The 12,237-nt window shown below is 61.4% G+C and carries 12 protein-coding genes; 3 read left to right on the top strand and 9 right to left on the bottom strand.

Annotated features, from left to right (window positions below):
- Window positions 1-84: 84 nt before the first annotated feature.
- From CJ178_RS33815 to CJ178_RS03050, 6 genes are all read right to left on the bottom strand, one after another.
- Window positions 85-330 (bottom strand): DUF7683 domain-containing protein, encoded by a 246-nt coding sequence (locus tag CJ178_RS33815; RefSeq protein WP_033234805.1) that lies wholly within the window; start codon window positions 328-330, stop codon window positions 85-87.
- 3 nt (window positions 331-333) lie between these two features.
- Window positions 334-1,539: a colicin E3/pyocin S6 family cytotoxin gene (locus CJ178_RS32640; protein WP_218833714.1), complete on the bottom strand. Its 1,206-nt coding sequence runs from the start codon at window positions 1,537-1,539 to the stop codon at window positions 334-336.
- Complete coding sequence (locus CJ178_RS03035) at window positions 1,539-1,826, bottom strand: WXG100 family type VII secretion target (RefSeq protein ID WP_033234803.1); 288 nt, start codon at window positions 1,824-1,826, stop codon at window positions 1,539-1,541. The genes CJ178_RS32640 and CJ178_RS03035 overlap by 1 nt, the downstream gene beginning before the upstream one ends.
- Complete coding sequence (locus CJ178_RS03040) at window positions 1,826-2,200, bottom strand: WXG100 family type VII secretion target (protein ID WP_306453208.1); 375 nt, start codon at window positions 2,198-2,200, stop codon at window positions 1,826-1,828. The genes CJ178_RS03035 and CJ178_RS03040 overlap by 1 nt, the downstream gene beginning before the upstream one ends.
- 166 nt (window positions 2,201-2,366) lie before the next feature.
- Entirely contained in the window at window positions 2,367-3,752 is a 1,386-nt protein-coding gene (locus CJ178_RS03045) for an FAD-binding oxidoreductase (protein ID WP_033234801.1), read from the bottom strand.
- Window positions 3,753-3,808: 56 nt separating this feature from the next.
- Window positions 3,809-4,657 carry a LysR substrate-binding domain-containing protein gene (locus tag CJ178_RS03050; RefSeq protein ID WP_033234800.1) on the bottom strand — a complete coding sequence of 283 codons (849 nt, stop codon included), beginning with the start codon at window positions 4,655-4,657 and terminating at the stop codon, window positions 3,809-3,811.
- 56 nt (window positions 4,658-4,713) lie between these two features.
- Between CJ178_RS03050 and CJ178_RS03055 the strand changes: the two genes are divergently transcribed.
- Window positions 4,714-5,121 carry a DUF5997 family protein gene (locus tag CJ178_RS03055; protein WP_033234799.1) on the top strand — a complete coding sequence of 136 codons (408 nt, stop codon included), beginning with the start codon at window positions 4,714-4,716 and terminating at the stop codon, window positions 5,119-5,121.
- Window positions 5,122-5,174: 53 nt separating this feature from the next.
- Here CJ178_RS03055 and CJ178_RS03060 read toward each other — a convergent pair whose 3' ends face one another.
- The 3 genes from CJ178_RS03060 to CJ178_RS03070 form a co-directional block, all read right to left on the bottom strand.
- Complete coding sequence (locus CJ178_RS03060; protein ID WP_095886075.1) at window positions 5,175-7,679, bottom strand: DEAD/DEAH box helicase; 2,505 nt, start codon at window positions 7,677-7,679, stop codon at window positions 5,175-5,177.
- 26 nt (window positions 7,680-7,705) lie between these two features.
- Window positions 7,706-8,743 (bottom strand): alpha/beta fold hydrolase, encoded by a 1,038-nt coding sequence (locus CJ178_RS03065; protein ID WP_033234797.1) that lies wholly within the window; start codon window positions 8,741-8,743, stop codon window positions 7,706-7,708.
- A 175-nt stretch (window positions 8,744-8,918) separates the two neighbouring features.
- The gene (locus tag CJ178_RS03070) at window positions 8,919-9,878 is read right to left on the bottom strand and encodes a proteasome assembly chaperone family protein (RefSeq protein ID WP_033234796.1); all 960 of its coding nucleotides are present in this window, start codon (window positions 9,876-9,878) and stop codon (window positions 8,919-8,921) included.
- A 310-nt stretch (window positions 9,879-10,188) separates the two neighbouring features.
- On the opposite strand from CJ178_RS03070, the gene CJ178_RS03075 reads away from it, so the two are divergent.
- Complete coding sequence (locus tag CJ178_RS03075; RefSeq protein WP_095887809.1) at window positions 10,189-10,956, top strand: DUF5642 family protein; 768 nt, start codon at window positions 10,189-10,191, stop codon at window positions 10,954-10,956.
- A 156-nt stretch (window positions 10,957-11,112) separates the two neighbouring features.
- The gene (locus tag CJ178_RS03080; RefSeq protein ID WP_033234795.1) at window positions 11,113-12,234 is read left to right on the top strand and encodes a DUF4192 domain-containing protein; all 1,122 of its coding nucleotides are present in this window, start codon (window positions 11,113-11,115) and stop codon (window positions 12,232-12,234) included.
- Window positions 12,235-12,237: the final 3 nt, after the last annotated feature.

Consider the following 12,237-nt stretch of genomic DNA (forward strand, 5'->3'; position numbering starts at 1 on the left):
TTTGGGTGGAGTGGCGGGTCCGGAGTCGTGAAGTCGATCTGATGAACCGTCGGGCTCGACTGGTATTCGAACTCTCGATGGTTGTTACTCAGTTAAGAATGCTACTTCGTATTCACAATTTTGGTCTATCTTGAAGGGTTCGTTAATGTATTTAGCGAACTCGGGAACTTTCTCAAGAGGTACGTCATTTTGACGTATCCCAACGGGTAATTCGAAGTCGCTGTCGTCGATATCGAGAATTTCTTTCACGATCTCAACGGACATTTCGCGTAAGAGGTACTCCCCGGCTAATAATTCAGTATCGTTGTCGAAAGCTTCTAAATACCACATGTCTCACCTTTCTGTTCGGCGGCTTGGGTCGGCGGGTTTGGTCTGTGTGCCTGTATTCGCATCGTATTCTCCTAGATGCGTGCCGTTCTTGTTGTATTTCTCGACGGCACCGTGCTGATAGTCCCATTCGTAGATGTTGCCTTTGTCATCTTTCCAGCGCTTTCGCTCGTTCATTCTCTTGACTAGTTTGGCATTCGGGAATCCGGGGAGGTGCCGCGGTGCGGGATAGTAACCGAGCGTGTTTCCTCCGCCGCCGGTGTTGGCATTGAAGGTAGTCGGGTTGGCTTCGAGCAGTGGTTGCAGCTCGTTGACCGCACCCACAGCAGCAGCCCCCGCCGCGGCGACGCCACCGACCACCGCTACGGCGACCGCGTCCACGGCGCCGAGTACCCCAACGACGCTGGCAGCGATCACACTTCCCGTCGCTCCGGCCGCGGCGACGGTACCAGCACCGAGGGTAAAGAGTGCGGTGACTGCGCCGGCCAAAGCCCCGACGATGATGGCTTTGCCGACGATGTCGAAGATCTTGCGGTGAGCCTCCTCGATTGTCTGTGCCCACTCGTCGCAGGCGGCGGCCAGTGTGTCGTACTGATCGGCGACGGCGTTGGTAGTGACGAAGACATTGTCGAGTTGAGCCAGGACCTGCGGCATCTCGTCGGAGTCGAGTTCCTCGAGGGCGACCCACGCTGTACCCGTTGCATCGTTTGCATCGCGCAACCCCTCGGCGGTTGTGCGCCACGCTCGCCCGAGTGCTTTCAATTTGTCGGGGTTCCCGTTGGGCCACATGTGTCCCTGCAGCCACGCAGTAATCAACTCCCACCCGAGCGGCGGGTCGGTATCGCCGCCGAGCGCCCCGTAAAACGCCGGCGCCGACACGGTCGGAAGCTGCGACGCCGGCCCCTCCGGGGGCTCCGGCGGGTTGGTATTCGATCGCTCGGTGTTGGCGTGGTTGACACCGGTCGCCGCGAGTAGATCGTGCAGTTTGCTGAACGCGTTGACAATGTTTGTTCCGGCGGCGACGGCATCAAATGCGGCGGGGTCATAGCTCGCGGCCCACCCGGCTCCCGCGTTGTCGGTTCCGGCGCACCCCCAGTTGGTTTGGAGCGTTTCACCGAGCAGACGGATCACACTGTCAGTGCTGTTGCTGACCGTTTTGTACTGTGTGGCAGCGTCGATGAGGACTGCGGGGTCCATTGTGATCGGCGCCATCAGGGCCACATCCCACTGTTGTGTCGCGCGTTGGCGAGATAGCGATCGTGCGCGCCCTGGGCCATCGATTCGAGTTCGGACAGTGCAGTGCGCATGTCTTTCAGTTCGCGGTGCAAGGTTTCGTGTTTGGTGCGGTGGGCATCGGCGGCATCGCCGTCCCAGTCGACGTTGAGGGCCACGACTTCCCGTTCGACGTCGGTGATGCGGGCTTCGACGCGCATGCCGATCTGCTTCGCCCTGCCGACGAGACCGAGGATTTGCTCGGTGTCGGCAGAGTACCGGCCCATCAGAAGTCCATGTTCAGTCGAGTACCCGAAATGCTGCCGACATTCTGGTCGTCGGTCCTTCTGTACTCGGTAGCTGCTTGATGCAGCAGTCCGGCGTCCTCGGTGAGTGCGCCCGCGACCTGGCGGGCGGAGTCGACCCACTCGGCCCACAGTGCGGCGTGGGTTCGGGACGCGTCCCCGGTCCATTCGGCTGTCATCAAGGATTCGGCATCGCGGCGCAACGTTTCCACGTCGTCCCAGAATTCGTCGGCGAGGTCTGAAATTCGAGTCGCTGTTGCGTGCATCTGTTCGGGATCGCAGCGCATCATTGCCCGCCAATTGATTTCTGGTACAGGTATTTTGCCTTTTTTGCGCTGGTAATGCCCACGATGGATCTACGCATTTACTGGTCCCCCCGGTCAGTGTAAATCTCGATGGAGTCTAGACCAATGTCGTCGCATGTCACTAACGCGAGGTGTTTGTCCGGAGTGTGCGGGCAGAGGTTTGGGCATGCACATTTTCGCCGACGGGTGTCAGCGAAAGTGGACTCGAGATGTGTGACTACTTCGCAGCGATGACCGCTCCGGGATTGAGAATCCCTAGAGGATCGAGCGCATCTTTGATCTTCCGGTTCAACGCCATGACGTCCTCGCCAAGCTGAGCTGGCAACCAGTCGCGCTTGATCCGGCCCACTCCATGCTCGCCGGTAATGGTGCCGCCCAGTGCAATTGCCAGATCCATGACCCGACCGAATGCAATCTGGGCGCGTTCGGTCATATCGGGATCAGACGGATCGAACACGATCAGCGGATGAGTGTTTCCGTCGCCGGCGTGCGCCACGGTGCAGATAAGGACATCCAGGTCCGCGGCGATGGCTTCCACCCCCGTGATCAATCGTGGCAACGCTCGCATCGGAACGCCGACATCTTCGAGGAGCAGATTCCCCAACGCCTGAACAGCTGGAAACACCGCGCGTCGGGCCGCAGTGAATGCATCACCCTCGGCCTGGTCGTCTGTCGCGAAAACTTCGGTGGCCCCGTTGTTTTCGCACGCTGCGACAATGCTCTCGATCTCGAGTACACCAGCGGCGCCGTGCGCATCGGATTGGGCCAGAATCAGTGCGCGAGCCTTCCGGTTGAGCCCCATCCGCACAGAATCCTCGACAGCGTTGATGCTGGCGTGATCCATGAACTCGAGCATCGCCGGACGCATTTTGCCGGTGATCGCCAAGACTGCGTCGGCAGCTTCCTCGACGGAATCGAACGACGCGACGACAGTTGAAGCGGGCGGCTGCGCCGGAATCAGACGCAAGGTGATCTCAGTGATGATGCCGAGAGTGCCTTCGCTGCCGACAAACAGTTTGGTAAGTGAGAGTCCTGCAACATCTTTCAGCAGCGGGCCGCCCAGTGACACTGCAGTGCCGTCGGCGAGCACTACCTTCAGGCCGAGCACATAGTCGGTGGTGACGCCGTATTTCACACAACAGAGTCCACCGGCGTTGGTAGCGGCATTGCCACCGATGGAACAGATCTCGAACGACGACGGGTCAGGCGGGTACCAGAGCCCATGCTCTGCGGCAGCTTTCTTGACCTCGGCGTTCATCAAGCCGGGCTGAGTTACGGCCACCCGAGCTACCGGGTCGATGGTGATCTCGCGCATTCGCTCGGTGCTGACCATGATGCAACCGTCGACGGCGCTGGATCCACCGGAGAGTCCTGATCCGGCACCGCGCGGAACCACGGGAATGCGATGTTCGGTGGCCCAGCGCATCACGGCCTGGATATCTTCGGTGCAGGTGGCCCGGACAACGGCCAGCGGGTTGCCTGCATTCGGATCGGCTGCCCAGTCTTGGCGGTAACCGGCCGTCAGGTCCGGATCGCGCAGGAGCGCACCATCCGGCAGCGCAGCGATCAGTTCTGCCAGGACCGTCGAATCAACCGAAGTCATAACTCCATCATGCGCGCAGAACTTGGGGATGCGAGGTGAGTTGGCGGAACTCCCCGCTAGCGGCCCTTCGGTTTGCCCGTGAACCGGCCACCCGAACTCTTGGTGCCGCCCGACTTGCCGCTACCCGCTTTGCCGCCGGCCTTGGCTTTGCCGCCGCTGGTATTGCGGCCCGAGACGCTCTTTGCCGTTCCGGCACTCTTGGCTTTGTGATCGGCTTTCGCGGCCTCGGCACGACGTTCCTTCGCTGCCTGCTTGGCCTTGACCGAACCCTTGATCTTCTCGGCCGGCTGACCATTGCGTCCGCGTGAACTCTGAGCGGTACGTCCTCGCACGATGCCGATGAGTTCTTCGACCAATTCTGTGGTCTTGGACTCCAGCCAAGCCAAAGCAATAGGGGACTCGGGAGCACCGGCAACAGGACGGAAAGTCAGATCCTTGCGGTGGTGCAACCGCGCCACCGAATGCGGAACAACAACAACGCCGATGCCGGCCGCAACCAACTCGATTGCGTCGGCGATCGTTTCCGGCCGCTCGGCTGCTGCCTTACCTGGACGCGTCGGCCACTCGAGGGTGTCTTCGAGAGGGTTGAGCACAATCTCGTCGCTCAGATCGGCGACGGAAATCTGGTCTACAGCGGTGAACACGTGATCTTTGGGGATCACCACGACCGGCGTCTCCGCATATAAGGAGATCGCGCTGAGCTCGGTGCGATCGATCGGCAATCGAACCAGGCCGGCGTCGGCTTCGCCCGCCCGTAGCGCTGCCACAACCTCGAGAACCGGAAACTGGACCAACTCGAGACGGACGTCCGGAAGCCGCTCGTGCCACACTCGAATCCACTTGGTCGGCGTTACCCCGGGGGCATACGCGAGTCGAAAAATTGCCGGACTATCCGCGTTGCTCACCCGGCAAGGTTACCGCCTTGGTAAAACGCGACGCGATGGCTGGCTACTCTTGTTGCATGACGTCGAACAAAACGCCCCAGACGATGAAGCCGACGACGGCTGCCAAGAAGCTGGGTGTGTACCTGGAAGCAACACCGAAAGAGTTCCAGGAAGGCGACGTGACCCGTGAAGAACTGACCGCGCTTCAGACCGAAGCTCCGGAGTGGCTGCTGGAACTGCGCCGCACCGGCCCGCACCCGAAGCAGGTCATCGCCGCAAAGCTGGGCATCTCCATCGCCGGCCTTGCTCGCGGCGGTGTCGAAGAGGCGCTCACCACGGATCAAGTTGCTGCCCTGCTGGAAGAAAAGCCCGAATGGCTGGAGAAAGAACGCGCACTGCAAGCGGAGGTGCGCGCCGAGAACCTCCGTATCAAGGAGAAGCGCGCTTCGCGCCGCAATCAGCCGCGCAAGGCTCGTAGGGGCTAAAGCCGCCGTGCGCCTTTTTGGTAGTGCCCACTACCAGAAAGGCGCACAGGGTGTCAGCCCTCGACGATGCTGAGCTCGTCGAACACGATTTCACCCAACGCGTCGGACTCCGGGATATCGACGACACCTAGCAGTGCCCAGCCGTGATCACCTTCCGGGTCCTCGAGCACCTGACGCACTCGCCAGAACTCGCCTTCCTCGACTACCTGGAACAACGCCGGCCCACGCGCTGACGGTCCCGTTCCGATCGAGCTGTACTCCTCGAAGTAGGGGAGCAGTTGCTCTTCCCACTCGGCGGCGTCGATACCGTCGTCGAGGTTTTCCAGTTCGTTCCACTGTCGCCGCGACGCGAGGTCGATCCGACGGAACATCGCGTTGCGCACCATGACGCGGAACGCGCGCGGGTTTGCCGAGATCGGGCGCGGAATGTCGGCGCCGAATGCAACCTCTTCGGTGTCGGCTTCGGCTCCGGGGTCGGTCAGCGACTCCCACTCGTCTAGCAGGCTCGAGTCGACTTGTCGGATCAACTCACCCAGCCACTCGATGATGTCTTCGAGTTCTTCGGTGCGCGCTTCGGTGGGCACGGTCTGGCGCAGGGCGCGGTAGGCGTCCGCGAGGTAACGCAGAACCAGTCCTTCGGAGCGGGTGAGCCCGTAGTGACTGATCAATTCGGCAAAGGTCATTGCGCGTTCGATCATGTCGCGTACGACGGATTTGGGGGAGAGCGCAAATTCGGTGATCCACGGATGGCCGCCGCGGTACATCTCGAAGGCGGGGAACAGTAACTCCGCCAACGGTTTCGGCCAGGTGACCTCTTCGAGGAGTTCCATACGCTCCTCGTACTCGATGCCGTCCGCTTTCATCTGGGCAACAGCCTCCCCGCGGGCGAAGTGCTGCTGACCCATCAACACCTGACGGGGGTCGTCGAGCGTCGATTCGATGATGGACACGACATCGAGTGCGTACGTATCGGATTCGACGTCGAGGAGTTCGAACGCAGCGAGAGCAAACGGCGAGAGTGGCTGATTCAAGGCGAAGTCGCGCTGCAAGTCCATCGTCAACCGCGCCATCCGGCCGTGCTCGTCCGGTTCGTCGAGGCGTTCCACGATGCCGGCGCTGAGCAATCCGCGGTACAGCGAGATCGCCTTGAGGATGTGCTTGCGCTGCGCCGGACGTGATTCGTGGTTGTCCTCCAACAGATGTCGCATCGCGTCGAAGCAATTACCCGGTCGGGCAATGACATTGAGCAGCATGGAGTTGCTGACGGAGAACCGCGACACCAAGGGTTCCGGTGATGCCGCAACCAGGCGGTCGAATGTCGCTTCGCTCCACGAAACAAATCCTTCGGGAGCCTTCTTGCGTTGAATTTTCTTGATCTTCTTCGGATCGTCGCCCGCCTTGGCGACTGCTCGCAAATTGTCCACTTCGTGTTCCGGCGCCTGCACCACGACGGTACCCATCGTGTCGTAGCCGGCGCGGCCGGCACGACCTGCGATCTGATGGAACTCACGAGCCTTGAGGTGGCGGGTGCGGACGCCGTCGTACTTGGCCAGACCCGTCAGCAACACAGTGCGGATGGGGACGTTGATGCCGACGCCGAGTGTGTCGGTACCGCAGATGACCTTGAGCAGACCGTCCTGGGCAAGGACTTCGATGAGCCGTCGGTACTTGGGCAACATGCCGGCATGGTGAACGCCGATGCCGTGGCGAACCAACCGGGAGAGTGTCTTGCCGAATCCCGTCGTGAAGCGAAATCCGCCGAGCGCCTCGGCAATTGCTTCCTTCTCCGTCTTGGAGCAGAAGTTGACGCTCGTCAGCGCTTGCGCTCGTTCGAGAGCTGCGGCCTGCGTGAAGTGCACGATGTACACGGGGGCCTGGTTGGTGGTGACCAACTCTTCGATGGTCTCACCGACCGGCGTGGTGGCGTACGAGAACATCAGGGGGACAGGGCGTTCGGTACCAGACACGACGGTGGTGGGCTTGCCGGTGCGACGCGTGAGGTCCTCGGAAAAGAAGTCCACCTCGCCCAGAGTTGCGGACATCAGCAAGAACTGGGCGTGCGGTAGTTCGATCAGCGGAACCTGCCACGCCCACCCGCGATCCGGTTCGGAGTAGAAATGGAACTCGTCCATCACTACCTGGCCGATATCGGAATCGGGGCCCTCTCGCAGCGCGAGATTTGCGACGATCTCCGCTGTGGCACAGATGATGGGAGCCGACGAGTTGACGGCAGCGTCGCCGGTCATCATGCCGACGTTGTCCGCGCCGAACACCTCGCAGAGCGCAAAGAACTTCTCGCTCACCAACGCCTTGATGGGCGCGGTGTAGTACGTGCGCTTGCCCTGGGACATCGCGTAGAAGTGCGCGCCGATCGCCACCATCGACTTTCCGGAACCGGTGGGTGTAGCCAAAATAACGTTGGCACCCGAGACCAGTTCCATCACAGCCTCTTCCTGGGCAGGATAGAGCGTCAAACCACGCTCGATCGTCCAGGATAAGAAGGCGTCGAAAACGGAATCGGGATCCGCGTTGTCGGGGAGCAGTTCCGTCAGCAGCACTTGTACAGGTTAGCCGCTGGCGGTGATCAGGTTGCGCTGCGCTCGTCCGAGCCCATCGCATCGAGTACCGCCATGCGTGTCGACGACGAACCGGTGATGGTGTTTTCACCAACCCCGGCAATCAGCATGTGCCGCCAGTGCGCCTCGTCGAATACCAGTGGCGCGGTGCTCGCGAGGAACTCCTCGATCACCTGAAGGAAATGCATGGGGTCGTCGCGGAAGGGAAAGTGTCCGGATCCACGGAAAACTTCGAGTCGGGAGTTGGGCATCGCCGCATGCGCGAGGTGCGCGTGCGAGACGGGAATCACGGAATCCTCGTCACCCCAGATCAACTGAACCGGCAGATTCTCGGTCAGGTAACACCGATCGAGCATCGTGACGACCTGACCTCGCCAGTCGACTACCGCGCGCAACGTCCGCAGGTATGCCTCGTAGGCAGTGGGGTCTGGTAGTTCGGCGAGAACACGAATCAGGTCAGGAGTGTCGTGCAGCATGGTTCCCGGGCGCAGGTTCGATCCGTGAACGGCGCCGGCGAGACTACCGGCGAAACGCACGATCGGCATCGCTCCGGGAATGCGCAGAAGTTTGAGGACCTCGTTGACCACCGGCACCGACATCAACCGAAGAATCGGATGGACGTCTTTGGTGATGCCGCCGGTCGAGACCAACACGAGTCGATCGACCATGTCGGGGAACTGGTATGCAAATTGCATCGCCACGCCGCCGCCGAGTGAATGCCCGATGACACTGACGTGTTCGATGCCCAGAGTGGACAACAAATCGCGCATGCCGTTGGCGTAGGCCGCTACCGAGTAATCGGCACGAGGCTTGTCGGAGCGACCGTGCCCGAGAAGATCGGGGGCGATGACGGTGTAGTTCTTGGCCAGATGGGGGATGATCTCCGTCCACGTGGACGAGTTGTCGCCAATGCCGTGCAGGAGCAGAACTGCAGGGCCGTCGCCGGCAATGCGAAAAGCTCGACGGTAACCGTGAATCGTCCGAAACATCATCCGCGGTTCCTCGTCGGGAACTGGCCGGAGCTGCCGCGTTCGGGGTCTGCTCATGTCGCCTCCAGTATCAGCGCGTGACCGCCGTTGACTGAATCGCTCCGATTTGTTGAGCCGTCAACAAAAGTCACGCAGAATTTGAGGCTATCCGACAGATGTATCGAGAACAACATCTCAGGTAACGACGAGGTTGCGGAATGCGCACGATGTGCGCAATTCCGCAGCTCATATGTCAGTTTCGGTCGGATTCGCCGTCATCCGGCGTGTCGAACTCTCCATTGCCTGCCTGTTCGGCCAGGAACCGCTCGAATTCGGCACCGATCTCGTCTCCACTGGGAAGGTCGGCCTCACCGGCGAGCAGTGACGCCTGCTGTTCCTGCGCTGTCACGAAGGTGTCGTACTGGCGCTCGAGAGCATGGACCACGGTCTGAACTTCTTCGTTTCCGGCAATGTGCTCGTTAACCTGTTCGAGGACGCGCGCCGAAGCCTCACCCAGAGCGGCGAGTGGCAATTCGAGCCCGGACACCTCTGCCACATTCTCCAGCAAGGTCTCGGACGCAGCCGGGTAATCGGTCTGTGCCAGGTAATGGGGAACGTGAACGGAGAAACCGACGGCTTCGTGGCCGTGCTGGCTCATCCGGAATTCCAGCAGCGACGACGCACTGCCGGGAACCTGAAGTTCGCCGGACCAGCGCTGGTGGTCGCCGATCAGGTCCTTGTTCGTGGAATGAGCCGTCAAGCCCAACGGGCGGGTGTGCGGAATCGCCATCGGGATCGCATTGAGCCCGATGGTCTGGCGCACGCCCAGCTGTTCGGCGAGCAAGCGGACAGCGGTGGTGAATCGCTCCCACTTGAGATCGGGTTCCATACCGGCAAGCAGCAGGAAGGGCGTTCCCACCGTGTCACGAAGCGCGTAAAGGTTCAGAGAGGGGGCGTCGTAGTCCGAGAAGTGATCGGCCTTGAACGTCATCGTGGGGCGGCGTGATCGGTAGTCGATCAACTCGTCCACGGCAAACGACGCGACAAGTTCGGTTTCGAGGCTCTCGCGCAAGTGCTTCGTCGCAAGTTTCACGGCGTGACCCGCGTCGGAGTAGCCCTCGAGTCCGTGGATGAGAACCGGGCCCTGGCCGTCGGCAGCCGACAACTGGGGCGCCGGGAATTCCAGCTCGTACATTTTCGACTGGTCGTCCATCGCAGTCCCCTTCTTTCACGGTGCTTGTTTCCAGTGTCCACTATCGGCGGTTGCCGATTCGCAGTGGAGTCGGCAGTGGAGTCGTCTTTCGCCGAGGTTCCTTTGGTGGAACGCGTCCGACAGGCTCGGGCATTCCCGAATTCCGACGCGGATGCGTTCGCCAGGAGCGAAGCGTGCGGGTCAGGGTTCGACACCGTCGCGCAGTGGGCGGAGATCCACGATCCGGGAGATAGGACATGGCAGAGTGACGAACAGGTACTGCCGTGGTGGATTTCTCCCATTCGGCTGCAGCCGAATGGAGGCACACGTGATGGTCGGTCGGGGATCGGGCAGGTCGAGGCTCGCAGGCGTCGTGGCTGTGGTTGCTGCGCTCGGATTGGTATCGGGGTGTTCCTCGTCGATTTCCGGGGAAGCTCAGCCTGATGCCGGCGGACAGACACCCGCCGTAGCGGGGTCGATCGCTCCCAGTGCGGCAGGGTCGACGCCACCAAGCACAACGGCTTCATCCAAGGCTGCGCCGCTAGCGGACCTGTTGCTGACTCCTGCAGAGTTTCCGCCGCCATTCGACGCGGTAGTACTTCCCGCGCAAGCTGTTCCGATGGCCGCACCGGATCTGGTGGGTGTTCCGCGCGGAGCAACCGTCGACCCCGCAGACTGCGCCCCACCCGAACAGGACTACGGACCGACGGGCACCGTCATGGCCGTGGGCACCGACAATGCGAGTAGGTCGACAATCTCGGTGGAGCTCACTCGGAGTGACACCAGCCTGACCTCGTTGGAAGCGCAGACCGAAGACTGCACCTCGATGAAGGTGACCGCAAACGGAGTGACGTCGACGGTCACGACGGTCATTTTGCCGCCTTCGCCGATCAATGCCGATCAGACGTTGTCCTTGCGGCGGACGGTATCCACACCATCCTCGGCCACCGGGGACCAAACGATGTTGACGCTGATGGCCCAGGTCGGTGACGTGCGCATTGCAGTCACGCTGATGACATTCGGTGCAACCGAGCCGCCCACCGCGCCGCTGGACGAGGCTTTCACCGCCGCTGTTCAGAAGGTTCGCGCGGGCAGCTGAGAATCATGCACGAGGCACCGACACTCATCACGTAGTCGGTGCCTGTGTTCGTGATTCATCCACAACAAAATTGGTTCTGCACAGCTGAGCTTCATGAGCTTCGTTTTGCCAGGTCGAGCGCCGCAGGTCGGTGGCCGCTCTTGACATGGTCTACCCATGACAACATCACCGTTTTCCCGGGAATTCGAATCCTCCGACGACCAGGCGCAGAGTTGGGCGTCGCGTGAGTCCGAACACCTTTCGGAACCAGGCGAGCTGATCGCTGCGATCCCAGCGTTGATGGGGTTCAGCCCCGAAGACTCCGTCGTCGCGTTGTGCCTGATGGACACCACACCAAAAACACTCGGACCGATCATGAGGCACGACTACTTTCCGAACATCGGCTCCGAGCTCGCTCCGGCGATGCACTCGGCCCTCGAGCAATTTGTTCGAGTCTGTGCGACAGAAGGAACAGTCGCGGTGATCCTGGTAATGATCGGAGACCATCCGTTGGGGGAATTATTCGACATCGCAGCGGAATTCAACGACATGCTTACCGGCAACGGCGTCGAACTCGTCGATGTGTTCGCAGTACCGCTGATCGCGAGGGGTCGCGACTGGATGAGCATCCTCGCGCCGGATCGGCATGGGCGCCTGCCCGATCCCGGTTCGTCCTCTGTCGCGGCCGCCCAGGTCCTCGGCGGCCGTGTCATCCGAGCGTCGCGGAGCGAGTTGGTGCGCTCGGTTCGTGGGCAATCGAGTAACCACGCGACGATCGGGTCGTTGATCGACCGGGGGCGCGCGCAGATCGCGTCGGCGCGGTGCGAGGCGCACTGCTCGAACGATCCCTTCGCTCAGGTGCGCCGGGAGGTCGAGGAAGTTCTGGCGTTTGTCGAGCGGATGCGGCGCGGAGTATTTCCCGACGCCCGTGAATGTGCGCACCTGGCACTGGTGTTGTCGGACGTGCGCGTCCGGGACACTGTCATGGGTCTAGCGGCAACGGAGTACGCAGATTCCGCGGAAGCGTTGTGGATGATCTTGACGCACGAACTTCCGGTTCCCGAATGTTCTTATCCCGCTACACTTCTGGGATTCTTTGCCTATGCCCGCGGTGATGGCCCACTCGCCGGTATCGCGCTCGCATATGCACTGGAAGCGGACCCTGAATACAGTCTGGCCGGCTTGCTCGACAACTCGCTGCAGGCCGGCATGCGACCGGACGGAATTCGCAGGCTGGCGGGAGTCGGACTCGACCTCGCCCGGGACTTCGACGTGAGTGCGATGCCCGAGGCGAGGTGAGTT

Origin of the sequence: Rhodococcus sp. ACPA4, from assembly GCF_002300185.1 — a bacterium.
Taxonomy (GTDB): domain Bacteria; phylum Actinomycetota; class Actinomycetes; order Mycobacteriales; family Mycobacteriaceae; genus Rhodococcus_F; species Rhodococcus_F globerula.

Excerpts from the sequence above, each read along its gene's own strand:
- CJ178_RS03035 (WP_033234803.1), bottom strand. The coding sequence starts at position 1,826 with ATGGGCCGGTACTCTGCCGACACCGAGCAAATCCTCGGTCTCGTCGGC.
- CJ178_RS03065 (WP_033234797.1), bottom strand. The coding sequence starts at position 8,743 with ATGAGCAGACCCCGAACGCGGCAGCTCCGGCCAGTTCCCGACGAGGAA.
- CJ178_RS03075 (WP_095887809.1), top strand. The coding sequence starts at position 10,189 with ATGGTCGGTCGGGGATCGGGCAGGTCGAGGCTCGCAGGCGTCGTGGCT.
- CJ178_RS33815 (WP_033234805.1), bottom strand. The coding sequence starts at position 330 with ATGTGGTATTTAGAAGCTTTCGACAACGATACTGAATTATTAGCCGGG.
- CJ178_RS03055 (WP_033234799.1), top strand. The coding sequence starts at position 4,714 with ATGACGTCGAACAAAACGCCCCAGACGATGAAGCCGACGACGGCTGCC.
- CJ178_RS03045 (WP_033234801.1), bottom strand. The coding sequence starts at position 3,752 with ATGACTTCGGTTGATTCGACGGTCCTGGCAGAACTGATCGCTGCGCTG.
- CJ178_RS03080 (WP_033234795.1), top strand. The coding sequence starts at position 11,113 with ATGACAACATCACCGTTTTCCCGGGAATTCGAATCCTCCGACGACCAG.
- CJ178_RS03070 (WP_033234796.1), bottom strand. The coding sequence starts at position 9,878 with ATGGACGACCAGTCGAAAATGTACGAGCTGGAATTCCCGGCGCCCCAG.
- CJ178_RS32640 (WP_218833714.1), bottom strand. The coding sequence starts at position 1,539 with ATGGCGCCGATCACAATGGACCCCGCAGTCCTCATCGACGCTGCCACA.